The organism is Pseudoduganella dura (assembly GCF_009727155.1).
In the GTDB taxonomy this organism is placed as follows: Bacteria; Pseudomonadota; Gammaproteobacteria; order Burkholderiales; family Burkholderiaceae_D; genus Rugamonas; species Rugamonas dura.
This window is the reverse complement of record NZ_WNWM01000002.1, coordinates 6427755-6449448: the sequence shown is the minus strand read 5'-3', so window position 1 is coordinate 6449448 and position 21694 is coordinate 6427755. Positions and strand designations below refer to the sequence as shown.

Sequence of the window (21694 nt, the reverse complement as noted above, 5' to 3'; positions counted from 1 at the left end):
CCAAAAATACCTTTCTCACCATGAAATTTGACGTAGCCATTGTCGGCAGCGGGCTGGCCGGCCTGTCGGTCGCCCTGCACCTGGCCGAGACGCGCCGGGTTGCCATCATTTCCAAGCGCGAACTGCTCGATGGGGCCAGCAACTGGGCCCAGGGCGGCATTGCCGCCGTCCTCGATTCCGGCGACAGCCACGCCGAACACATCGACGACACGCTGGTTGCCGGCGCCGGCCTGTGCGACGAAGGCGCCACGCGCTACATCGTCGAACATGGCCGCGAAGCGATCGAATGGCTGATTGCCCAGGGCGTGCCCTTCACCCGCGACACCACGGCCGAACTGGGCTTTCACCTGACGCGCGAGGGCGGCCACAGCCAGCGCCGCATCATCCACGCGGCCGATGCCACGGGCCACGCGGTACAGGTCACGCTGGAGGAGAAGGTGCGCGCGCACCCGAACATCTCCCTGTTCGAGCACCACTGCGCGATCGACCTGATCACGTCGGACAAGCTCGGTCCCCGCCCGTCGAGCCGCAACGCGCAACCGAAGTGCCACGGCCTGTATGTGCAGGACGTGCGCAATGGCGAAGTCCACACCGTGGCGGCCGAACACACGGTGATGTGCACGGGCGGTGCCGGCAAGGTGTACCTGTACACGACCAACCCGGACACCGCCAGCGGCGACGGCATCGCGATGGCCTGGCGGGCCGGCTGCCGCGTCGCCAACATGGAGTTCATCCAGTTCCACCCCACCTGCCTGTATCACCCTTACGCGAAATCGTTCCTGATCACGGAAGCGATGCGCGGCGAAGGCGGCCTGCTGAAGCTGCCGCCCGAGGCCGGCGCGGCGGCCGGCCAGCGCTTCATGCTGGCGCACGATCCGCGCGCCGAACTGGCCCCCCGCGACGTGGTGGCGCGCGCGATCGACTTCGAGATCAAGAAGCGCGGCCTCGATTATGTCCACCTCGACATCAGCCACAAGGGCGCCGAGTTCCTGATCGAGCACTTCCCCACCATCTACGCGCGCTGCCTCGAACTGGGCATCGACATCACGAAGGAACCGATCCCCGTCGTACCGGCCGCCCACTACACATGCGGCGGCGTCGTCACGGACATGCTGGGCCGCACCGACCTGCCCGGCCTGTATGCCGTCGGCGAGACGGCGTACACCGGCCTGCACGGCGCCAACCGCCTGGCGAGCAATTCGCTGCTCGAATGCGTCGTCATCGGCCGCGCATGCGCGCAGGACATCCTGTCGAAGGAAAAGAACGGCACGCCCTACCTGCCGGACTGGGACGAGAGCCGCGTCACCGACGCCGACGAGGAAGTGGTCATCGCCCACAACTGGGACGAGCTGCGCCGCTCGATGTGGAACTACGTGGGCATCGTGCGCACGACCAAGCGCCTGGAACGGGCGCAGCACCGCATCGCCCTGCTGAAGGAGGAGATCGACGAGTACTACCGCAACTTCCGCATCACGGCCGACCTGCTCGAACTGCGCAACCTGGTGGACGTGGCCGCGCTGATCGTCAACAGCGCGTTGCAGCGCCGAGAAAGCCGCGGCCTGCACTTTTCGCGCGATTACCCGGAAACCCTGCCGAAGGCGCTGCCGACGATCCTCACCCCGAACAGCCGATGATGGCCCCCGACCAGCCGACATGGACCTGACACTGCGCCCCGCCACCCAGGACGACATCCCCGCCCTCGAAGCCCTGATCGCCCGCTCCGGCATCGCCCTCAGCCGGGGTTTTTACACGGAGGAACAGGCGCGGGCCATCACGCGCCACGTGTTCGGCGTCGATACGCAGCTGGTCAGGGACGGCACATACTTCGTCATCGAACGCGGCGGCACGCCGCTGGCCTGCGGCGGGTGGAGCAAGCGCGCCACGCTGTTCGGCGCCGATCGCATGAAGGCGGCGGCCGACCCGCTGCTCGATCCGGCCACCGAGGCGGGCCGGATCCGCGCCTTCTTCGTCGACCCGTCCATGCCGCGCCAGGGGCTGGGCACGATGCTGATCCGCCACTGCGAGGCGGAAGCGGCGCGTGCCGGTTTCACGGCCCTTGAAATGGCGGCCACCATGCCCGGAGTGCCGCTGTACCGGTCAGCCGGCTACGAAACGACCGGGGAGATCGAGCTCGACCTCCCCGGCGGCATCAAGGTGCCGCTCGCGCGGATGCGCAAGCACATCGGCTGAAGGCGGCGCTCAACGGTCGTTGAAGCCCCTGCCTTCGGCCGCCAGCCGGGCCAGCAGCGGCGCCGGCTGCCACGCTTCCCCGTGCGGTCCGGCAGCGAAGCGGCCGATGGCCGCAAGCACGGCCGGCAGCCCGACCGTATCGGCGTAGAACATCGGTCCCCCGCGGAACAGCGGGAAGCCGTATCCGGTCAGGTACACCATGTCGATGTCCGACGCGCGCAGCGCGATCCCTTCCTCGAGAATGCGCGCCCCTTCGTTTACCAGCGCATACACCAGCCGTTCGACGACCTCCGCGTCGCCGATCACGCGCGGCGCGTGGCCCAGCCCGTGCACGTGCGCGGCGATCATCGCGTCGACCTCGGCACTCGGGTGCGCGGTCCGGTCGCCCGGCCGGTAGTCGTACCAGCCGGCGCCGGTCTTCTGGCCGAAGCGGCCCAGCTCGCACAGCAGGTCCGCCGTCCTGGAATAGGTAATCTCCGGCCGCTCCACGGCGCGGCGCTTGCGGATCGCCCAGCCGATGTCGTTGCCGGCCAGGTCGCTCATCCGGAACGGTCCCATCGCGAACCCGAACCGTTCGATCGCGCCGTCCACCTGCGCCGGGGTGCAGCCTTCATTGAGCAGGAAACCGGCCTGCCGCACATATTGTTCGATCATGCGGTTGCCGATGAAGCCGTCGCATACGCCGGCCACCACGCCGGTCTTCTTCAGCTTCTTCGCCAGCGCCAGCACGGTGGCCAGCACGTCGTTGCCGGTCGCGCGGCCGCGCACGATTTCCAGCAGTTTCATCACCTGCGCGGGGCTGAAGAAATGGGTACCGACCACATCCTGCGGCCGGCGCGTCACGGCCGCGATCCGGTCGACGTCCAGCGTCGACGTATTGGTGGCCAGGATCGCGCCCGGCTTCATCACGGCATCGAGCTGCCGGAACACGGCTTCCTTTACATCCGCCTGTTCGAACACCGCCTCGACCACGATGTCGGCCAAGGCGATTTCCTCGTAGCGCAGCGTGCCGCCGATCAGCGCGATCCGCCGCGCCAGCTGTTCCGGCGTCAACCGCCCCTTGCGCACGGTGCCTTCGTAACTGGCACGGATCGCCGCCAGGCCCCTGTCGAGCGCTTCCTGCGTCGATTCGAGCACGGTGACGGGAATGCCGGCATTGGCGAACGCCATCGCGATACCGCCGCCCATGGTGCCGGCGCCGACCACGGCCGCCCGCTCGATCGGGCGCCGCGGCGTATCGGCCGGCACGCCGGGTACCTTCGCGGCCTCGCGCTCGGCAAAGAATGCATGCCGCAACGCCTTCGACTCCGGCGTGCCGATCAGATGCATGAAGCGTTCGCGTTCGAATGCCAGGCCAGCCTCGAACGGCATGGTGACAGCCGCGGCAACCGTCTCCACGCATTCGAGCGGTGCCGGGAACGGCCCGGCTGCCGCCGCCACGCGGCCGCGAGCGTCCTGCAGGAACGCCGCCGGATCGGCATGCGCGGCTTGCCGGTCGCGCACCTTGGGCAGCGGCCGCACGTCGGCGATCTTCGCCGCGAACGCCACCGCCGCCGGCACCAGGTCCACATCGGCCCCGAACACTTCATCGAACAGCGCCGGCAGCTTTTCGGAAGGCACGGGATTGCCCGACACGATCATGTCCAGCGCCGTTTCGAGCCCCAGCGCGCGCGGCAGCCGCTGCGTGCCGCCGGCCCCGGGCAGCAGGCCCAGCTTCACTTCCGGCAGCGCCACCTGGGCGCCGGGCAGTGTCACCCGGTAATGGCAGCCCAGCGACAGTTCCAGGCCGCCGCCCATGCACACGCTGTGGATCGCCGCCACCACCGGTTTCGCCGATTCCTCCGCCGTGCGGATCAGCGTGTGCAGCGTGGGCTCCGTCAGCGCCTTCGGCGAATTGAATTCGCGGATGTCGGCGCCACCGGAAAACGCCTTGCCGGCGCCGGTGATCACGATCGCCTTCACCCGTGGATCTTCCTGCGCGCGCCGCAGGCCGTCGACCGCGGCGGTGCGCGTCGCCAGGCCCAGCCCGTTCACGGGCGGGTTGTTGAAGGTGATGACGGCAATCTCGCCATACAGGGCATAATCCGCACTCATGTCTCGGTCCTCTTCTATTGGATGGGTCCGGGCACTATACCCGCAAAGGACCGACCGTGCTATTTGGCGGCACCCCGTCCGCTGGAAAATCGCAGGCTGGGGTAAAATCCGCCCCATATCCACCATCGTTCGTCAGGAACCGCCATCGCTGCCCTTACTCTCCCGCTGGACAACTCGTTCGCGTCCCTGCCGCCCGAGTTCTATACCAGGCTGATGCCCACGCCACTGCCGGCGCCGTATGCCGTCGCCATCAGCGGCAGCGCCGCGCGGCTGATCGGCCTGGATCCCGCCGCGCTCGATGCCGACGCGCTCGACATGCTGATCGGCAACCGCGTGCCCGAGCGCGCCAAGCCGCTGTCCGCCGTCTATTCCGGCCACCAGTTCGGCGTGTGGGCCGGCCAGCTCGGCGATGGCCGCGCGATCCTGCTCGGCGACGTGGCCACGGATGCGGGTCCGGTCGAGCTGCAGCTTAAGGGCGCCGGCCTGACTCCGTACTCGCGGATGGGCGACGGGCGCGCGGTACTGCGCTCGTCGATCCGCGAATTCCTGTGTTCGGAGGCGATGCACGCACTGGGCATTCCCACCACGCGGGCGCTGTCGGTCGTCGGCTCCGACCAGGGCATCATCCGCGAAACGATCGAAACGGCCGCGGTGGTGATCCGCATGGCGCCCACGTTCGTGCGCTTCGGTTCCTTCGAGCACTGGTTCTATCGCAACGACGAAGCGCGGCTGCGCATCCTCGCCGACTACGTGATCGACCGCTTCTACCCGGACCTGCGCGGCGCGGCCAATCCCTATGCCGCGCTGCTCGAAGAAGTCACGCGCCGCACCGCGCGCATGATCGCGCACTGGCAGTCGGTCGGCTTCATGCATGGCGTGATGAACACCGACAACATGTCGATCCTGGGCCAGACGCTGGACTACGGCCCGTTCGGCTTCATGGAGGCGTTCGATGCCCGGCACATCTGCAACCACACCGACCAGGGCGGTCGCTACTCGTATGCGATGCAGCCCCAGATCGGTCACTGGAACTGCTATGCGCTGGCCCAGGCGCTGGTGCCACTGATCGGTTCCGTCGAGGAAACCCAGGAAGCGCTCGACGTCTACCAGGACGTGTTCGGCACCACCGTCGACACGCTGCTCCACGCCAAGCTGGGCCTGAAGGAGCAGCGCGAGCCGGACCGCGCGCTGTTCGACGACATGTTCAGCCTGCTGCAGGCGAACCATGCCGATTTCACACTGTTCTTCCGCAGGCTGGGCGGATTGCGCGCCGATTCCGACGGCGGAGACGAGCCCCTGCGCGACCTGTTCATCGACCGGCCCGCGTTCGACGCGTGGGCTGGCAGGTACCGCGAGCGGCTGCGCGCGGAAAACAGCGATGACATGACGCGACAGCTTGCGATGAATCGCGTCAACCCCAAGTATGTATTACGCAATTACCTGGCCCAGGTAGCAATCGACAAGGCGCAACACAAGGATTTCTCCGAAGTCCAGCGTTTGCTGACCGTGCTGGAACGTCCGTTCGACGAGCAGCCGGAACACGAGCGCTATGCCGCCTTGCCGCCCGACTGGGCTGCCGGTCTGGAAGTGAGCTGTTCATCCTGAGAAACCAACCAAACAAGTCATGAGCGATCAAACCAAGAAAGTAGTGAAGCCGGATGCCGAATGGCGCACCCAGCTCGACCCGATGCAATACCAGGTCACCCGCCATGCCGCCACCGAGCGCGCATTCACCGGTAAATACTGGGATCACCACGAACACGGCATATATACCTGCGTGTGCTGCAATACGCCATTGTTCCGCTCGGATGCGAAATTCGAATCCGGCTGCGGCTGGCCCAGTTATTTCGAGGCCCTCGATCCTGCAAATGTGATCGAGAAAGTCGACCGTTCCCATGGTATGCTGCGCACCGAAATCATTTGCGCCGTGTGCGATGCGCACCTGGGTCACGTATTTCCGGACGGTCCGCCGCCCACGGGCCTGCGTTACTGTATCAATTCCGCGGCGCTTCGTTTTACTCCGGAAGCGTAATCAACATGATGAAATTTTTATTCGATATCTTCCCGTTACTGGTTTTCTTCGGCAGTTATAAATGGGCCGGCAGCAACGAGGAAGTGGCGCAGGCACTGATCAACGGCAACCTGTCTGGCATCATCTCGGGCGGTGCCATCACCGCCAGCCAGGCGCCGATCATCCTGGCCACCATTACCGGCATCGTCGCCACCGCGCTGCAGATCGGCTACCTGCTGCTGCGCGGCCGCAAGGTCGATGGCGCATTATGGGTATCGATGGTCGTGTTCCTGTTTTTCGGCGGCCTCACGATTTATTTCCATGACGATGATTTCATCAAATGGAAACCCACGATCATTTACTGGAGCTTTGCGATCGCAATGGTCGTGGCTTCCCGTTTCTTCGGCAAGAACCTGATCCGCATGGCGATGGAAAAGCAGATCGCGCTGCCCGATGAAGTATGGCAGCGCCTGAATTCGGCCTGGGTCCTGTTCTGGATCGCGCTGGGCCTGCTGAACCTGTTCGTGGCATTCGTGCTGTTCAAGTCCGATACCGGCGCCTGGGTCAGCTTCAAGGCATTCGGTGTTACCGGCCTGATGCTGGTTTTCTTTGTCGCACAGGGTTTTTACCTGTCCAAGCACATCAAGGATGAAGCATGATTGATCCCCGTATCGATAAGATCCGCGACCGGCTGGTGGCCAACCTGGGCCCGGCCGAGATCGAACTGGAAGATGAATCCGCGCTGCACGCCGGTCACGCCGGCGCGGCCTCGGGCGGCGGCCATTACCGCTTAAGGATCACCTCAGCGAAATTCGCGGGCCTGAACCTCGTCACGCGTCATCGTCTGGTGTATGATGCCGTGCACGATATGATGCATAAAGAGATTCATGCATTGGCCATTACTGCAGTGGCACCGTCGGAAATTTGAATGTGCGGTTTGGTAGGAATGAATTGCTTTTTGCCTTAAGTCCCTTCTCCTCCCGCGATTGACAAGAACTTTTCCCCGTAGGAAATAATAATGACTTTCAAGCCAGCGTTCCGCATTCTGGTTGCATCGATCGCCGTTGCCTCGGCTCCGGCAATCGCACAGAACATCGCCGTGGTCAACGGCAAGGGCATCCCCACCGCGCGCGTCGATGCGATCGTCAAGCAGGTGGTGGCCCAGGGCCAGCAAAAGGATTCGCCCGAGCTGCGCGAGATGATCAAGAAAGACCTGATCAGCCGCGAAGTGCTGATGCAGGAAGCTGAAAAGCAGGGTTACGCGAAAAGCGCCGACGTGAAGCAGCAGATGGAAAATGCCCGCCAGGCACTGGTGGTGCAGGCGATGGTGGGCGACTACGTCAAGAAGAACCCGGTCAAGGATGCCGACGTCAAATCCGAATACGACCGCTTCGTCAAGGAAACGGGCGACAAGGAATACCACGTGCGCCATATCCTGGTCGATACGGAAGCGGCCGCCAACGACATCATCGCCAAGCTGAAAGGCGGCGCGAAGTTCGAGGACCTCGCCAAGCAATCGAAGGATACCGGCTCGGCCAACAATGGCGGCGACCTGGACTGGGCAACCCCGTCCTCGTTCCCGGAAGTGTTCTCGAAGGCGTTCGTGTCGCTGCAAAAAGGCCAGGTCACCGAGAAACCCGTGCAGACGCCGAACGGCTTCCACGTGATCAAGGTCGACGACGTCCGCCAGGCCAAGCTGCCGACCCTGGACGAAGTGAAGCCGCAGATCGAGGAAGCGCTGACCCAGCGCAAACTGCAGGCCTACCAGGAAGAACTGGTCAAGAAGGCCAAGATCCAGTAAATTGCTTTGATGCCGGCGCCGTGCAAGGTGCCGGAATTGGTTTGCAACAGCCTCTTCTACCGGGGCAAACTCCAGTTTTTTTATAGGACGTGATGATGATTTTGAAGCCAGCCCACCTGTTGACAGCACTGATCGCCGTAGCCGCCGCGCCAACGTTCGCCCAGAACGTGGCCACCGTGAACGGCAAGGCGATCCCGGCTTCCCGCCTAGAAGCCACGGTCAAGCAGGTCGCCGCACAGAGCAAGCAGCCGGACAGCCCACAGCTGCGCGAAGCGATCAAGAAAGACCTGATCGCCCGTGAAGTGATGGTGCAGGAAGCGGACAAGCAAGGCTACAGCAACAAGGCCGACGTCAAGCAGGCCCTGGAAAACACGCGCCAGAGCATCGTCATCAACGCGATGCTGGCCGACTACGTGAAGAAGAACCCGGTCAAGGATGCGGAAATCAAGGCCGAGTACGACAAGGCCAAGGCCGCCAACGGCGACAAGGAATACCACGCGCGTCACATCCTGGTCGCGACCGAGAAGGAAGCCACCGACATCATCGCCAAGCTGAAAGGCGGCGCCAAGTTCGAAGAGCTGGCCAAGGTATCGAAAGACACGGGTTCGGCGGCCAATGGCGGCGACCTGGACTGGGCGAGCCCGGCCAACTTCGTCAAGCCGTTCTCCGACGCGATGATCGCGCTGAAGGATGGCCAGGTCACGGACAAGCCGGTACAGTCGCAATACGGCTACCACGTGATCAAGCTCGAAGGCTCGCGCGCCGCCAAGTTCCCGTCGATGGAAGAAGTGAAGGGCCAGATCGAGCAGGGTCTCACCCAGCGCAAGATCGCTGCCTACCGCGACGAACTGGTCAAGAAAGCCAAGGTCCAGTAACCCGCTTCGGCTCCTCGAAAAGCGCTCTTCGTGAGCGCTTTTTTTATGGTTGCGCCGCTGCCGGCGGCAACCGGAAGCGGCGCGGCTACACTACCGTTGCGGCGGCCAGCGCGGCATCGCGCACGTGCGCACCACGCGCGAGCAGCGCGGCAAAACCGGTCGCATCGATATTCGAACCGCACACGATCAGCGCCGTCTTCCTGCCGGCCAGCTGCCCGCGCAGCGGGCCCAGCAACGCCGCCGTCGCCACTGCGGCCGCCGGTTCGGCCACCAGCTTCGCATCGCGGAACAGGTCGAGCATCGCCCGGCAGATCTCGTCGTCCGTGACGCGCACCACCTCGTCGACGAAGCGCCGGCAAACGGCCAGGCTGTAGGGCAGCGTCTCCGGCGCGCACAGGCTGTCGGCGACGGTGTCGACAGTGTCGAGGCGTTCCGTCCTGCCGGAATGAAAACTGCGGTACATCGCATCCGCGCCGAACGGTTCCACGCCATAGACAGCGCAGGCCGGGTTGACCTGCTTGACGGCCGCGGCGATACCGGCGCACAGGCCGCCGCCGCCGATCGGCACCACCACCGCCTCCAGGCCGGCCACCTGCTCCATCAATTCCAGGCCGATCGTCGCGGTGCCCAGCGCGGTTAGCGGGCCTTCGTACGGGTGCAGCATGCTGCGCCCTTCGTCGCGCGCGATGGCCTGCCCACGCGCGAAGGCCTGGTGAACGTCCGGCATCAGCACCACCGTGGCCCCCATCTCGCGGCAGGCAGCGATGCGGGCCGCACTGGCATGGCGCGGCATCACCACCGTGGCGCTGCAGCCCGCCAGGCGCGCCGTGTACGCCACTGCCACGGCATGGTTGCCCGCGCTCACGGCGACGATGCCGCGCGCTCGCTCAGCCGCTCCCAGCGCTTCGATGCAGTTCAACGCGCCGCGCAGCTTGAAGGTGCCGGTCTTCTGGAACAGCTCCAGCTTCAGCCACACCTCGCCCGCACCGTCGAACACATCGTCGATGACGCCGGTCTGCCAGCGCCACACGGGCGTGTGCAGGATCTTGCCGGCCAGGCGAGCCGCGGTAGCGCGGATTTGCGGGAGTGTCGGGTACTCGAATGTCGGGTGCCTGGATGCCGGGTACGTCTGGGGGGATGGGTGATGCATCGATTTTCTCCTGGTAGTCGAATGAGCGCATGCGGACGACTGCATGCGGCCGGGGTCGCGGCAGTTCCGGGGCGCCGAGCACCGGCGACGCCGCAGCTCAGCGACCCGTGCTAATTCGAATAATGGAGGTGGAGAAAAAACGGTTGAATGACACGCGTGCAGGGGCAAACACGGCGGCGCAGGCGTGGCTGGCGGTGTTTGCGGTGTCTGCCGTACCGAACGAACGCAGCACGAACGAACGCAGCACGACGGTGGCTTGGGACGATGTCATTGTTTTAATCATGCCCGAGATGCGCGGCCATGGCAAGATCCTGCGGCGACCCGCGAAGCCTAGGGAGGCCCGGCATCCCCGGCCGGGCCGGCGCCGCCGATCCGGGCCCGCAGCGTGCGCTCCATCTGCGCCACCTCCTCTTCGACCCAGCTCCTGAAACTGACCACCTTCGGCAGCACGGCCTTGCGCGGCGCCAGCACCCAGTAATACCCGTGCGAATACGGCACGCTGGCGCCGCGCATCAGCCGCAGCACGCCACGGTCGATATCGTCGCAGGCCAGCGAGTACGGCACCAGCGCGATGCCGTGCCCCACGATCGCCGCCTGCGCCGCCACGGCCAGGTTCGTGAACCCGCGCGAGAAATCGAAGCACCCTTCCGGCACGCCGTGCGTGCGCAGCAATTTGATCCAGTAGTCGGTCGTTTCGTCGTACAGCAGCGGGAAGCGGTTCAGGTCGGCCAGAACCAGCTCGGCTTCCCCTGGCGCCAGCAGCGCCGGGCTATACACCGCGACCAGGCGGTCGTGGTACAGCGCAGCCGGATGGTCGACGAGGCGGCCGTGGCGGATCGCCAGGTCCATGTCCTCGTGCTCCACATCCACCAGCCGCTCGGTCGAATCGAGACGGATATCCAGGTGGGGATGGCGCTGCGTGAAACGGCCCAGCCGCGGTGCCAGGAACTTGATCGCGAACGTATGGGTCGTCGAGATGCGCACCACGTTTTCCTCGTCGCCGCCGCGCAGCGCGTCGACCTTGGCATGCAGGTCGCGCAGCACCCTGGCCACCGTCACGGCCAGCTCCTGCCCCTTCGGCGTCAGCGCGATATGCCGTGGGTGGCGCACGAACAGCGTGAAGCCCACCGCCTCCTCGAGTTGCTTGACTTGCAGGCTGATCGCCGCCGGCGTCTTGTGCAGCTCCTGCGCCGCGAGCGTGAAGCTGCCCCAGCGCGCCGCGCAGTCGAAGTCGATCAGCCCGGAAAGGCTGCGCAGCGCCTTGGTGGTCGCCCCCTGCATAAGGAATCCTTGGCCTTCCCCACAAAATTACTCGTTTGTCCATGCCCCACGGCAGGCCGACAATATACCTCACCGGCCGCCGCCACGCCGCGGCCGGCCCGGAATACCACAACAACAAGGGGAAGACCATGACCAAGCCGATCCAGCACCCGCCCGTCATGCCGCAGTGCCAGGCACCCGCCAGGGGCGCGAACGGCGATTATCTGCGCGCGCTGCTGCGCCTGTTCGCGGAGCTGGCGTGTCGGCTGCGCTGAGCCCTGCCCGGGCGCGGTTACCGGCCGGATGTCTCCTTCAGCAACCGGTACTGCGCGGCCAGCATCGCCTCGTTCGGGTCATGTCCCGTGCTGGGTTAGCGGCGTCTCTTCCGGCGGCGGCTTGCGGCCATACGTCATGCCGGAACCGCGCTGGTCCCACTGCACCAGGGTGAAGTCCCGTTCCCAGCCGGCGAACAGCCTGTCGGCGAACGGGCTCAGCGGATTACCCGGGCCGCCGTGCACGAACAGCACCACCGGGTTGCTGCAGCGCCGCCCCTTGATCGTCACCCATTGCTCGATGCCGTTGACCGGCACGAACGCCGCCTCGTCAACCGCCTGCGCGGGATCGGCGCAGGCGGCGTACGCAGCCATGGGAAGGGCAAGTAACAGCGTGGCCAGCGGCACTGCAAGACGAGGCATGGTGACTCCCTGGACTATGGAAAGCCAAGCCTGGCCCAACCGTTTCTCCTTGTGCGAAATATTGGTGGACGTAAAAAAAGCCGGATGGCCCGGCTTTTTCGCGGTGCTGGAGGTGGATCAGCCGCCGATCACACCGCAGGCGATGCGGGCGCCGCCACCGCCCAGCGGGGCCGGCTGGTCGGCATAGTTGTCGCCGCCGGCGTGGATCATTAGCGCGCGGCCCTTCACGTCGGCCAGCGTCTTCAGTTGCGGCGCCTGCACCGGCGTCTTCGCGGAACCGTCGGCCGCCACTTCCAGGCGCGGCAGGTCGCCGGCGTGGCCATCTTTTTCGGCCTTCCCCGGACCATGGTGCGATTTCGTGTCGTGCGGGTCCAGGTGACCGCCGGCGGCGCCGGCCGGCACCTTCTTGCCATCCGTTTCGGCCGGCGAGCAGTCGCCCTTGGCATGCACATGGAAGCCGCGCGCGCCCGGCGGCAGGCCGGCCAGCGCCGGCGTGAACGTCAGGCCGCCCGGGGTTTCCGAGATCGTCACGCTGCCCAGCGCCTTGCCGGTGCCTGACGCGTCGACAGCGTGCACCGGCACCGTGACATCGGCCGCCTGCGCGTGCGCGGCGAGCGCCATCGAAGCGGCGAACGCCGACAGGGCGAGGGTTTGTCGGATCGTAGTTTTCATGTGTGCTCCCAGTGTGTGAATGCCGCACCGTTGCGGTCAGTTGAACGTTGCAATCCTAGCACTGTTGCCACCCGACAGTACACACCGCAGGCGGAAAAAAGCCGGGCAAGCCCGGCTTTATCGTCAGTACAGCGGCCGGTCAGCCGACGAACTTGCGCGCGTTGCGGAACATCCGCATCCACGGCGAATCCTCGGCCCAGCCGTCCGGCGCCCACGAATGCTGCACGGTGCGGAACACGCGCTCGGCGTGCGGCATCAGCACGGTGAAGCGGCCGTCCGGCGTCGTCACCGACGTCACGCCGCGCGGCGAGCCGTTCGGATTGAACGGATAGGCTTCGGTGGCATTGCCGCGGTTGTCCACGTAGCGCATCGCGGCGATCGCCTCGTCGAGGCTGCCGGTCTGGCTGAAGTCGGCGTAACCCTCGCCATGCGCGATGGCGATCGGCGTCTGCGTGCCGGCCATGTCCTGGAAGAAGATCGACGGCGAGTCGAGCACTTCGACCAGCGCGAACCGCGCCTCGAACTTCTCCGACTTGTTGGTCGTGAACTTCGGCCAGGCCTGCGCGCCGGGGATGATCGATTTCAGGTTGCTCATCATCTGGCAGCCGTTGCAGATGCCCAGGCCGAACGTGTCGGTGCGGCCGAAGAAACGCGCGAACTGCTCGGCCAGCGCCGGGTTGAACAGGATCGACTTGGCCCAGCCCTCGCCCGCGCCCAGCACGTCGCCGTACGAGAAGCCGCCCACGGCGATGACGCCCTGGAAGTCGTCGAGCTTCGCGCGGCCGGCGATCAGGTCGCTCATGTGCACGTCGATCGCCGCGAAGCCCGCCTGGTGCATCACCCACGCCGTCTCGATATGCGAATTGACGCCCTGCTCGCGCAGGATGGCGACGCGAGGCCGCACGCCCGTGGCCAGGAACGGCGCCGCCACGTTCTCGTTCAGGTCGAACGTGACCTTCGGCGTCATGCCGGGATCCTGCTCGTCGAGCAGGCGGTCGTATTCCTGGTCCGCCGTGGCCGGATTCTCGCGCATGCGCGAGATGCGCCAGCTCGTGTCGCTCCACAGGCGGTGCAGCTCGGCGCGCGGCTTGGAATACACCAGCTTGGCATCGCGGGTGAATTCGATCACGCCGCGGTCGTTCGGCTTGCCGATGATGTGGCTGCAGGCGCCCAGGCCGAACGAACGCAGCACGTCCATCACGGCCGATTTCTCGTCGGCGCGCACCTGGATCACGGCGCCCAGTTCCTCGGAAAACAGCGCGCGCAGGGTCAGCTCGTTGCGGCGCTCGCCCACCTGGCTGGTCCAGTTCTTCGCATCGCCCCAATCGGCCGCGTGCTCGCCTTCCAGCGTCAGCATGTCGAGGTTGATCGACAGGCCGGCGCGGCCGGCGAACGCCATTTCCGCCAGCGTGGCATACAGGCCGCCGTCGGAACGGTCGTGGTAGGCCAGCAGCTTGCCGTCGCGGTTCAGTTGCTGGATCGCGCCGAAGAACGCCTTCAGGTCGTCGGCACTGTCGACGTCCGGCGCTTCATTCCCAAGCTGGCCCAGCACCTGCGCCAGGATCGAGGCGCCCATCCGGTTCTTGCCGCGGCCCAGGTCGATCACGATGATCGCCGTTTCGCCCAGGTCGATGCGGATCTGCGGCGTCAGCGACTTGCGCACGTCGTACACCGGCGCGAAACCGGACACGATCAGCGACACCGGCGACACGACAGCCTTCTGCTCGCCGTTTTCCGACCACGTGGTGCGCATCGACAGCGAATCTTTGCCCACCGGGATCGAAATGCCCAGCGCCGGGCACAGCTCCATGCCCACCGCCTTCACGGTGTCGAACAGCGCCGCGTCCTGGCCGGGCTGGCCGCAGGCCGCCATCCAGTTGGCCGACAGCTTGATCGATGCGATATCCTCGACCGGCGCGGCGGCCAGGTTGGTGATCGTCTCGCCGACCGCCATGCGGCCCGAGGCCGGCGCGTCGATCACGGCCAGCGGCGTGCGCTCGCCCATCGCCATCGCTTCGCCCACGTAGCCGTCGTACGACAGCGTGGTCACGGCGCAATCGCCCACCGGCACCTGCCACGGGCCCACCATCTGGTCGCGCACCGACATGCCGCCCACGGTGCGGTCGCCGATGGTGATCAGGAAGCTCTTGTCGCCCACGGTCGGCTGCAGCAGCACGCGCCGCGCCGCTTCCTCCAGCTCGACGCCGGTCAGGTCGAGTGCCGGGTACTCGCGCGCCACGTGCTGCACGTCGCGGTGCATCTTCGGCGGCTTGCCCAGCAGCACGTCCATCGGCATGTCGACGGGATTGTTGCCGTTTTCCGGATCGATCAGCTTTAACTGGCGTTCCTCGGTCGCCGTGCCGACCACGGCGAACGGCGCGCGCTCCCGCTCGCACAGTGCGCGGAACGTGGCGAGACTTTCCGGCGCGATCGCCAGCACGTAGCGTTCCTGGGATTCGTTCGACCAGATTTCCTTCGGCGCCATGCCCGATTCTTCCAGCGGCACCTTGCGCAGGTCGAAGATCGCGCCGCGCTTGGCATCGTTGGTGATTTCCGGGAACGCATTGGACAGCCCGCCCGCGCCCACGTCGTGGATCGAGATGATCGGGTTGTGTTCGCCCATCTGCCAGCAGCCGTTGATGACTTCCTGGGCGCGGCGTTCCATTTCCGGGTTGCCGCGCTGGACCGAATCGAAGTCCAGGTCGGCCGTGTTGGTGCCGGTGGCCATCGACGAGGCGGCCGAGCCGCCCATGCCGATGCGCATGCCGGGGCCGCCCAGCTGTACGAGCAGGCTGCCGACCGGGATATCGTTCTTGTGCGTGTGCTGCGCCGAGATGTTGCCAATGCCGCCGGCGATCATGATCGGCTTGTGGTAGCCGTACACGGCGTCGCCCGCGTTCTGCTCGTAGGTACGGAAGTAACCGCCGAGCACCGGCCGGCCGAATTCGTTCGAGAACGCGGCGCCGCCCAGCGGGCCGTCGATCATGATCTGCAGCGGCGAGGCGATGCGTTCCGGCTTGCCGTAGGCCGCTTCGGTCGCGCTGTCCTTCGCCGTGACGTTCGAAGCGTTTTCCCATGGCCGCACGGCGTCCGGCAGCATCAGGTTCGAGACCGTGAAGCCCGCCAGGCCGGCCTTCGGCTTGGCGCCACGGCCCGTCGCGCCCTCGTCGCGGATCTCGCCGCCGGCGCCGGTCGAGGCGCCCGGGAAGGGCGAAATCGCGGTCGGGTGGTTGTGCGTTTCCACCTTCATCAGCGTGTGGACCAGCTCGGTAGACGCGCCGTATTCATGGCCTTCGCCGCGCGGGTGGAAGCGCGTGACCGTGGCGCCTTCCATGATCGACGAATTGTCGGAATACGCGACGATGGTGCCCTTCGGCTGCTTCTCGTGCGTGTTCTTGATCATCTTGAACAGCGAGCGGTCCTGTGCCACGCCGTCGATGGTCCAGTCGGCATTGAAGATCTTGTGGCGGCAGTGCTCGGAGTTCGCCTGCGCGAACATCATCAGTTCCACGTCGGTCGGGTTGCGCCGCGCCTTCGTGAACGCGTCGTTCAGGTAATCGATCTCGTCGTCGGACATCGCCAGGCCCAGCTCGGTGTTGGCGCGCACCAGCGCATCACGGCCGTTGCCCAGCACGTCCACCGATTCGAGCGCCTTGCCTTCCAGGCTGCTGAACAGGCCGGCGGCCTGGGCGGCGTCGCGCAGCACCGATTCCGTCATCCGGTCGTGCAGCAGCGCGGCCACGGCCTGCGCCTGCTCCGCATTCAGGCCCTTGGCGGCGCCCAGGCTGGTGCCCAGGATGCCGCCCTTGAGCACCACGCGATACGCCACGCCACGCTCCACGCGGTGGATGTGCGTCATGCCGCAGTTGTGCACAATGTCCGTGGCCTTCGAGGCCCATGGCGAGATCGTGCCGAAGCGCGGGATCACCACGAACGCTTCCACGGCGCCGTCGTTCACGTCCGCCTGGGCCGGTTCGCCGTAGGTCAGCAGGCCGTCCAGGCGCACGCGGTCCTCGTCGGACAGGTCCGAAGGGGTGTCGACGAAGTGGACGTACCGGGCCTGGACGGCCGTCACGGCGGGAAGCACGGCTTGCAGCTGGGCGAGAAGACGCTGACTACGGAATGCGGACAGGGCGTTGGAGCCCGGGAGTATCAACATGGTTGGGAGCGAGTCGGTGCAGCAGGGCTGCGGATTAATGAAGAAGGAGCGGAAGATGATGCGGTAATAGTCACAGCAATGGACCCCAGGGCCTCTCGAATTGCACCAGCGCTGAATGGGCTGGTTGATTTGCCGGCATTATACCTGTTTCAACGGGTACTTTATAGGTGAAAGCCGGCACGGACGACCATTGCAGTAGCCGTAGTGCAAGAAACGCGCCGGCAGCGCTGGCCGGCACCCCCGTTTACTCGTAGCGCAACGCCTCGATCGGGTCGAGCCGCGCGGCCTGCCGCGCCGGCACCACGCCGAACACGATGCCCACGCCGCCGGAAAACAGCAGCGCCAGCACCACCGCCCACCACGGCACCACGGCAGGCGGGAAATCCGGGATCAGGGCGGCGATCGCGGCGCCCAGCACGTAGCCGAACGCCAGCCCGATCAGTCCGCCCAGCGTGGCAAGGATCACGGCCTCGACGAGGAACTGCGCCATGATGTCGCGGCTGCGCGCGCCGATCGCCTTGCAGATGCCGATCTCGCGGGTGCGCTCCTTCACCGACACCAGCATGATGTTCATGATGCCGATGCCGCCGACCAGCAGCGCGATGCCGACCACGCCGCCCATGATCAGCGTCACCGTCGTGCTGATCTTTTCAAAGGTATCCGCCACCTGCTCGGCGGACTGGATCTCGAAGTCGTCGCGCTGGCCGGGCCTGAGCCGGTGGGCGGCCCGCATCACCGCGCGCAGCTGTCCCATCGTCTGCTCCAGGTCGGCCAGCTCGCCCACCGCCACCGTGATCGACAGGTCCGGCCGGCGATGATTGCCGAGCAGGCTGTGGCCCGTATTGAACGGAATGATCAGCTGGTTGTCCTGCGACATGCCGAACAGCGTTCCCTGCTTTTCCAGCACGCCGACGACCTTGAACCATTCGCCGCCGTACGAAATGAACGTGCCCAGCGGGTCCGCCGGCAGGTGCAGTTCGGCGACCAGGTCCTCGCCGATCACCGCCACGCGCCGGGCCCGGGCGTCGTCCGGCGCGCTGATGAACCGCCCCAGCCGCGGATAACTGCGGTTCACATCCTGGTAGCTTGCGGACGTGGCGAGCACCCGCGCCGTCGCCGCCGCCCCCATGTAGCGCACTTCGGCAAAGCCCGGGGAGAACACCGGGCTCACGTGGCGCACGCCGTCGGCGCGCAGCCGGATCTGTTCCACATCCTCCAGCCGCAGGTGGCTGGTCTTGCCGCGCATCCGGTCCTTCATGTCGTTGTGGGGCCGGATCGTCACGCTGGTACCGCCCAGGCCGGCGAACTTCTCGGACACGCTTTTCGACAGCCCCTGGATCAGCGAAATCACGGTGATCACCGACGCCACGCCGATGATGATGCCGAGTGCCGTCAGGAAGCTGCGCAGGCGGTGCGCGCGGATCGACGCGAGTGCCGAGCGCACGCTTTCGCGAAGCAGGATCATCGCGCTCCCGCTCCTGCCGCGGCTTTCGCCCCCGTATCGGAGACGATGCGCCCGTCCTGCAGCCGCACCACGCGCTGGCATTGGGCGGCAATTTCCGGCTCGTGGGTGACCAGCACCACCGTCTGGCCGGCGGCATGCACTTCGCGGATCAGCGCGAGAATGTCGCGCGCGGTGGCCGAGTCCAGGTTGCCGGTCGGTTCGTCGGCCAGCAGCAGCGCCGGCGCGCCCACCAGCGCCCGCGCGATTGCCACCCGCTGCCGCTGGCCGCCGGACAGTTCATTGGGCCGGTGGTGCATGCGCGCTTCCAGACCCACGCGCTCCAGCGCGCGCAGCGCCATCGCGCGGCGCGCGCCGGGCGCGATGCCCCGGTAGACCAGCGGCTGTGCAACATTGTCCAGTGCCGTCATGCGCGGCAACAGGTGGAAACTCTGGAAGACAAAACCGATGTCGCGGTTGCGCACGCGCGCCAGTTCGTCGTCACTCATCCTTGCCACCTCGCTCCCGTTCAGCCAGACCTCGCCATTGCTGGGACGGTCGAGGCAGCCGATGATGCTCATCATCGTCGACTTGCCCGAGCCGGAAGCGCCGATGAAGGCCACCAGCTCGTTGCTGCCGATCTCCAGGTCGACGCCCTGCAACGCGTGCACGGTCTGATCGCCCATCCGGTAATGCTTGCCGAGCCCGCGCAGGCGGATCACCGGGCCGCTCCCGGCTGCAACACCGCCTTCAACGGAATGACGAGATCGCCATCGCGCAGTTCGCGCAACAGCCGGGCCGGACCGACCGCCACGGTGTCGCCGACACCCACGCCCTCGAGCACTTCCTGGCTGGTATCGTCCGACAGCCCGACCTGCACGGCCCTTTTCGCCGCACGGCCGTCGACCACCGCGAACACGTATTGACCGGCCGCCTCGTGGCTGCCGCCGTCCGCTTCGCTCAGCAGCGCCTGCAGCGGAATCGCCGGACGCTTCACGGTGGCGCCGGCGGCGATTTCCACGCGCGAGGTCATGCCCGAGCGCAGTGCCGGCCGGGTATCGTCGAGCCGGAGCCTGACCACGTAGCTGCGCCCCTCGGCGGCGGCTCCCGGTTGCGCCGGCCGCGGCGCCATCGCGATCCGCTCGACCCGGCCGCCGATCGGCTGTTCGGGATAGGCCGCCGGGAATACCTTGGCGCCCTGGCCCACCGCCACCTGGGCGATATCGGCCTCGTCGACATTGACTTCGGCCACGATCGCGGCCATGTCGGCGATCGTCATCAGCGATGAGCCGGCAATACCGGTCGTGCTGGCCACGGCCGTCTCGCCTACCTTGATCGGCAGCTCGGTCACGGTGCCGTCGATCGGTGCGCGCACCTCGGTTTTCGCCAGGCGCTCGCGGGCCTGGGACAGCAGCGCATCGGCTTGCCCCAACGCTTCGCGGCTGGCCCGCAGCTCCACCTGTGCCAGCTCGACCTGGTGCACGGCATCGTCATATTTCGACACGTCGATGAACCTGGCCTGATACAGGCGCTGGGCGCGGTCCAGACCGCGCTGCTGGTTGGCAAGGCTGATCTGCGCCCGCTCGATCGCGATCGACGCGCTGCGCCGGCTTGCTTCCTGCTGGGCCACCTCGGCCTGGTACACGGTCGGGTCGAGCCGCAGCAGGCTCTGGCCCTTGCGCACGCTGTCGCCCTCCTTGACGAGCACGGCGGCCACCTTGCCGATCACTTCGGCCGACAGCTGCACTTCCTGGCGAAACACGAGCTGGCCCGTCGCCAGGATCGTGGCATGGATTTCCCGCTGTTCGACCCTGGCCAGTTCCGCCTCGCGCCCCGCCGGCTGCTTCAACAGGCCGATGGCGACCGGGACCGCCACGCAGGCCGCAATGCCAAGCGCCACGATGAGTTTGCGTCGCATGGCGCCTCAGCAGAAAACCATCGACATCGTTGCCCCGCCCGGCGCCGGGAGCGCCTGCAGCGGCACCTTTTGTATCCCGGCGGGACCGGGCTCGAACAGGATGGGACGGGGATCGGCGACGGTGACGGACATGGGTCTCCCTGGTGGTGGTCGTGGGCCGGTCGTGCCGGCCGCACATTCTAGTGCAGGGACACAGGAAAATTTCTCTCCGAATCTCACGGCCGGCCGAATGGTCAATCGCCTGAGCAGCTTGACAACGGGCCGGGAGTGATCGTAAAGTGATATCACTTTAATATAACTCCAGGGAGATCGTCATGGCAGCAGACAGTCGGCAGCAGGGGCGGCAGGAAGCGCGGCAGGAAGCGCGCTTCGCATCGGTCAACGGTTACCTGGCCGCGGCCGGCGGCGTGCTGCTGGTGATCGCCGGCCTGCTGGCGCTGCGCGGTTTCCTGCTCCTGCCGGGCATTTTGATGGTCGCGACCGGCATCTTCCTCGGCGCCGGCCTGTACATGCTGCAGCCGAACGAAACCGCGATCCTGACGCTGTTCGGCAAATACGTGGGCACCGACCGCAGCGAAGGCCTGCGCTGGGCGTTTCCCCTGTACCGCAAGCGCAAGCTCGCCGTACGCGCGCGCAACCTGAACGTTTCCACGCTCAAAGTCAACGACAAGCGCGGCAACCCGATCGAGATCGGCGCCGCCGTGGTCTGGCGCGTGCGCGACACGGCGCAGGCCGTGTTCGAAGTGGACGATTTCGAGCGTTACGTGTCGATCCAGGCCGAAGCGGCGCTGCGCCACCTGGCTTCGCAATACGCCTACGACGAGGCGGATGACCTGGCGGCCGGCGAAACCACGCTGCGCGCCGGCGCCAACGTGGTGGCGCAGGCGCTGCGCGACGAACTGGGGGCCCGCTTCGAAGCGGCCGGCGTGGAAACGGTGGATGCGAAACTGACCCATCTTGCCTACGCGCCGGAAATCGCCCAGGTGATGCTGCGCCGCCAGCAGGCCGAGGCCATCATCAGTGCCCGCGCCAAGATCGTGCACGGCGCCGTGACCATGGTGGACGAAGCGCTGAAGGCGCTGGCCGCGCGCGACATCGTGGAACTCGACCCGGAACGCAAGGCCGCGATGGTCAGCAACCTGCTGGTGGTGCTGTGTTCGGACCAGAATGCGCAGCCGATCATCAACGCCGGCACGCTGTATAACTGACTGACGTCAAGAACTGAAGCATCAAGTCATGGCAAGTCCCGGTAAAAAAGCCTATCCGCTGCGGATCGACCCTGCGTTATGGGACGAGCTGCAACGGCTCGCCGCGAACGACCTGCGCAGCGTGAACGCGGAAATCGAGTTCCTGCTGCGCGAGGCGCTGGCGCGGCGGGGCATCAAGGTGCAGCCGCCGTCGCGCGACGACAGCGGCGAAACCTGACGG

Annotated in this window: 21 protein-coding genes; 11 read left to right on the top strand and 10 right to left on the bottom strand. The window is 66.3% G+C overall.

Annotated elements, in window-relative coordinates:
• Nucleotides 1–20 precede the first annotated feature (20 nt).
• The gene (gene nadB / locus GJV26_RS27860; protein ID WP_155711824.1) at nt 21–1634 is read left to right on the top strand and encodes an L-aspartate oxidase; all 1614 of its coding nucleotides are present in this window, start codon (nt 21–23) and stop codon (nt 1632–1634) included.
• Nucleotides 1635–1653: 19 nt separating this feature from the next.
• Nucleotides 1654–2190 (top strand): GNAT family N-acetyltransferase, encoded by a 537-nt coding sequence (locus GJV26_RS27855; RefSeq protein ID WP_155711823.1) that lies wholly within the window; start codon nt 1654–1656, stop codon nt 2188–2190.
• A gap of 9 nt (nt 2191–2199) precedes the next feature.
• Here the strand turns inward: GJV26_RS27855 and GJV26_RS27850 are convergent, their stop codons facing one another.
• A complete protein-coding gene (locus GJV26_RS27850; RefSeq protein WP_155711822.1) occupies nt 2200–4284 on the bottom strand; it encodes a 3-hydroxyacyl-CoA dehydrogenase NAD-binding domain-containing protein in 2085 nt (694 codons plus the stop codon).
• 117 nt (nt 4285–4401) lie between these two features.
• Between GJV26_RS27850 and GJV26_RS27845 the strand changes: the two genes are divergently transcribed.
• The 6 genes from GJV26_RS27845 (at nt 4402) to GJV26_RS27820 (ending at nt 8971) form a co-directional block, all read left to right on the top strand.
• The gene (locus tag GJV26_RS27845) at nt 4402–5889 is read left to right on the top strand and encodes a protein adenylyltransferase SelO (RefSeq protein ID WP_189442047.1); all 1488 of its coding nucleotides are present in this window, start codon (nt 4402–4404) and stop codon (nt 5887–5889) included.
• 19 nt (nt 5890–5908) lie between these two features.
• The gene (msrB, locus tag GJV26_RS27840; RefSeq protein WP_155711820.1) at nt 5909–6316 is read left to right on the top strand and encodes a peptide-methionine (R)-S-oxide reductase MsrB; all 408 of its coding nucleotides are present in this window, start codon (nt 5909–5911) and stop codon (nt 6314–6316) included.
• 8 nt (nt 6317–6324) lie between these two features.
• Nucleotides 6325–6954 carry a septation protein A gene (locus GJV26_RS27835; protein WP_155712777.1) on the top strand — a complete coding sequence of 210 codons (630 nt, stop codon included), beginning with the start codon at nt 6325–6327 and terminating at the stop codon, nt 6952–6954.
• Complete coding sequence (locus GJV26_RS27830; RefSeq protein ID WP_155711819.1) at nt 6951–7223, top strand: BolA family protein; 273 nt, start codon at nt 6951–6953, stop codon at nt 7221–7223. The genes GJV26_RS27835 and GJV26_RS27830 overlap by 4 nt, the downstream gene beginning before the upstream one ends.
• A gap of 90 nt (nt 7224–7313) precedes the next feature.
• Nucleotides 7314–8096, top strand: coding sequence for a peptidylprolyl isomerase (locus GJV26_RS27825; protein ID WP_155711818.1), 783 nt, complete (start codon nt 7314–7316; stop codon nt 8094–8096).
• Between the two features lie 95 nt (nt 8097–8191).
• Entirely contained in the window at nt 8192–8971 is a 780-nt protein-coding gene (locus GJV26_RS27820) for a peptidylprolyl isomerase (RefSeq protein WP_155712776.1), read from the top strand.
• An 85-nt stretch (nt 8972–9056) separates the two neighbouring features.
• Here the strand turns inward: GJV26_RS27820 and GJV26_RS27815 are convergent, their stop codons facing one another.
• Both GJV26_RS27815 and GJV26_RS27810 read right to left on the bottom strand, forming a co-directional pair.
• Nucleotides 9057–10121, bottom strand: coding sequence for a threonine ammonia-lyase (locus GJV26_RS27815; RefSeq protein ID WP_155711817.1), 1065 nt, complete (start codon nt 10119–10121; stop codon nt 9057–9059).
• 330 nt (nt 10122–10451) lie between these two features.
• On the bottom strand, nt 10452–11402 hold the full coding sequence (locus GJV26_RS27810; RefSeq protein ID WP_155711816.1) for a LysR substrate-binding domain-containing protein: 951 nt from the start codon (nt 11400–11402) through the stop codon (nt 10452–10454).
• Between the two features lie 128 nt (nt 11403–11530).
• On the opposite strand from GJV26_RS27810, the gene GJV26_RS30515 reads away from it, so the two are divergent.
• Nucleotides 11531–11656 (top strand): hypothetical protein, encoded by a 126-nt coding sequence (locus tag GJV26_RS30515; RefSeq protein WP_260114813.1) that lies wholly within the window; start codon nt 11531–11533, stop codon nt 11654–11656.
• A gap of 78 nt (nt 11657–11734) precedes the next feature.
• Here GJV26_RS30515 and GJV26_RS27805 read toward each other — a convergent pair whose 3' ends face one another.
• The 7 genes from GJV26_RS27805 to GJV26_RS30510 all read right to left on the bottom strand — a co-directional run bounded on the left by GJV26_RS27805 (nt 11735) and on the right by GJV26_RS30510 (nt 20398).
• Nucleotides 11735–12076 carry an alpha/beta fold hydrolase gene (locus GJV26_RS27805; protein ID WP_189442038.1) on the bottom strand — a complete coding sequence of 114 codons (342 nt, stop codon included), beginning with the start codon at nt 12074–12076 and terminating at the stop codon, nt 11735–11737.
• Between the two features lie 117 nt (nt 12077–12193).
• A complete protein-coding gene (gene sodC / locus GJV26_RS27800) occupies nt 12194–12748 on the bottom strand; it encodes a superoxide dismutase family protein (protein ID WP_155711815.1) in 555 nt (184 codons plus the stop codon).
• Nucleotides 12749–12887: 139 nt separating this feature from the next.
• A complete protein-coding gene (purL, locus tag GJV26_RS27795; protein ID WP_155711814.1) occupies nt 12888–16907 on the bottom strand; it encodes a phosphoribosylformylglycinamidine synthase in 4020 nt (1339 codons plus the stop codon).
• A gap of 244 nt (nt 16908–17151) precedes the next feature.
• The gene (locus GJV26_RS27790; RefSeq protein WP_173346296.1) at nt 17152–18372 is read right to left on the bottom strand and encodes an ABC transporter permease; all 1221 of its coding nucleotides are present in this window, start codon (nt 18370–18372) and stop codon (nt 17152–17154) included.
• Nucleotides 18369–19070, bottom strand: a complete 702-nt coding sequence (locus GJV26_RS27785; RefSeq protein WP_189442036.1) for an ABC transporter ATP-binding protein — start codon at nt 19068–19070, stop codon at nt 18369–18371. Before GJV26_RS27785 ends, GJV26_RS27790 begins: the two co-directional genes overlap by 4 nt.
• Complete coding sequence (locus GJV26_RS27780; protein ID WP_155711812.1) at nt 19067–20266, bottom strand: efflux RND transporter periplasmic adaptor subunit; 1200 nt, start codon at nt 20264–20266, stop codon at nt 19067–19069. Before GJV26_RS27780 ends, GJV26_RS27785 begins: the two co-directional genes overlap by 4 nt.
• Before the next feature lie 6 nt (nt 20267–20272).
• Complete coding sequence (locus GJV26_RS30510; protein ID WP_260114812.1) at nt 20273–20398, bottom strand: hypothetical protein; 126 nt, start codon at nt 20396–20398, stop codon at nt 20273–20275.
• A gap of 182 nt (nt 20399–20580) precedes the next feature.
• Here GJV26_RS30510 and GJV26_RS27775 point away from each other — a divergent pair, with 182 nt between their 5' ends.
• Entirely contained in the window at nt 20581–21474 is an 894-nt protein-coding gene (locus GJV26_RS27775; protein WP_155711811.1) for an SPFH domain-containing protein, read from the top strand.
• A 28-nt stretch (nt 21475–21502) separates the two neighbouring features.
• A complete protein-coding gene (locus tag GJV26_RS27770) occupies nt 21503–21691 on the top strand; it encodes a type II toxin-antitoxin system antitoxin (protein ID WP_155711810.1) in 189 nt (62 codons plus the stop codon).
• Nucleotides 21692–21694 lie beyond the last annotated feature (3 nt).

What these genes read in the sequence shown, in the direction of transcription:
- GJV26_RS30515 (WP_260114813.1), top strand. Translation starts at nt 11,531, where the DNA reads ATGACCAAGCCGATCCAGCACCCGCCCGTCATGCCGCAGTGCCAGGCA.
- GJV26_RS27830 (WP_155711819.1), top strand. Translation starts at nt 6,951, where the DNA reads ATGATTGATCCCCGTATCGATAAGATCCGCGACCGGCTGGTGGCCAAC.
- GJV26_RS27815 (WP_155711817.1), bottom strand. Translation starts at nt 10,121, where the DNA reads ATGCATCACCCATCCCCCCAGACGTACCCGGCATCCAGGCACCCGACA.
- GJV26_RS27810 (WP_155711816.1), bottom strand. Translation starts at nt 11,402, where the DNA reads ATGCAGGGGGCGACCACCAAGGCGCTGCGCAGCCTTTCCGGGCTGATC.
- purL (WP_155711814.1), bottom strand. Translation starts at nt 16,907, where the DNA reads ATGTTGATACTCCCGGGCTCCAACGCCCTGTCCGCATTCCGTAGTCAG.
- GJV26_RS27790 (WP_173346296.1), bottom strand. Translation starts at nt 18,372, where the DNA reads ATGATCCTGCTTCGCGAAAGCGTGCGCTCGGCACTCGCGTCGATCCGC.
- GJV26_RS27855 (WP_155711823.1), top strand. Translation starts at nt 1,654, where the DNA reads ATGGACCTGACACTGCGCCCCGCCACCCAGGACGACATCCCCGCCCTC.
- GJV26_RS27850 (WP_155711822.1), bottom strand. Translation starts at nt 4,284, where the DNA reads ATGAGTGCGGATTATGCCCTGTATGGCGAGATTGCCGTCATCACCTTC.
- GJV26_RS27775 (WP_155711811.1), top strand. Translation starts at nt 20,581, where the DNA reads ATGGCAGCAGACAGTCGGCAGCAGGGGCGGCAGGAAGCGCGGCAGGAA.
- GJV26_RS30510 (WP_260114812.1), bottom strand. Translation starts at nt 20,398, where the DNA reads ATGTCCGTCACCGTCGCCGATCCCCGTCCCATCCTGTTCGAGCCCGGT.
- sodC (WP_155711815.1), bottom strand. Translation starts at nt 12,748, where the DNA reads ATGAAAACTACGATCCGACAAACCCTCGCCCTGTCGGCGTTCGCCGCT.
- msrB (WP_155711820.1), top strand. Translation starts at nt 5,909, where the DNA reads ATGAGCGATCAAACCAAGAAAGTAGTGAAGCCGGATGCCGAATGGCGC.
- GJV26_RS27770 (WP_155711810.1), top strand. Translation starts at nt 21,503, where the DNA reads ATGGCAAGTCCCGGTAAAAAAGCCTATCCGCTGCGGATCGACCCTGCG.
- GJV26_RS27805 (WP_189442038.1), bottom strand. Translation starts at nt 12,076, where the DNA reads ATGCCTCGTCTTGCAGTGCCGCTGGCCACGCTGTTACTTGCCCTTCCC.
- GJV26_RS27835 (WP_155712777.1), top strand. Translation starts at nt 6,325, where the DNA reads ATGAAATTTTTATTCGATATCTTCCCGTTACTGGTTTTCTTCGGCAGT.
- nadB (WP_155711824.1), top strand. Translation starts at nt 21, where the DNA reads ATGAAATTTGACGTAGCCATTGTCGGCAGCGGGCTGGCCGGCCTGTCG.
- GJV26_RS27780 (WP_155711812.1), bottom strand. Translation starts at nt 20,266, where the DNA reads ATGCGACGCAAACTCATCGTGGCGCTTGGCATTGCGGCCTGCGTGGCG.
- GJV26_RS27825 (WP_155711818.1), top strand. Translation starts at nt 7,314, where the DNA reads ATGACTTTCAAGCCAGCGTTCCGCATTCTGGTTGCATCGATCGCCGTT.
- GJV26_RS27820 (WP_155712776.1), top strand. Translation starts at nt 8,192, where the DNA reads ATGATTTTGAAGCCAGCCCACCTGTTGACAGCACTGATCGCCGTAGCC.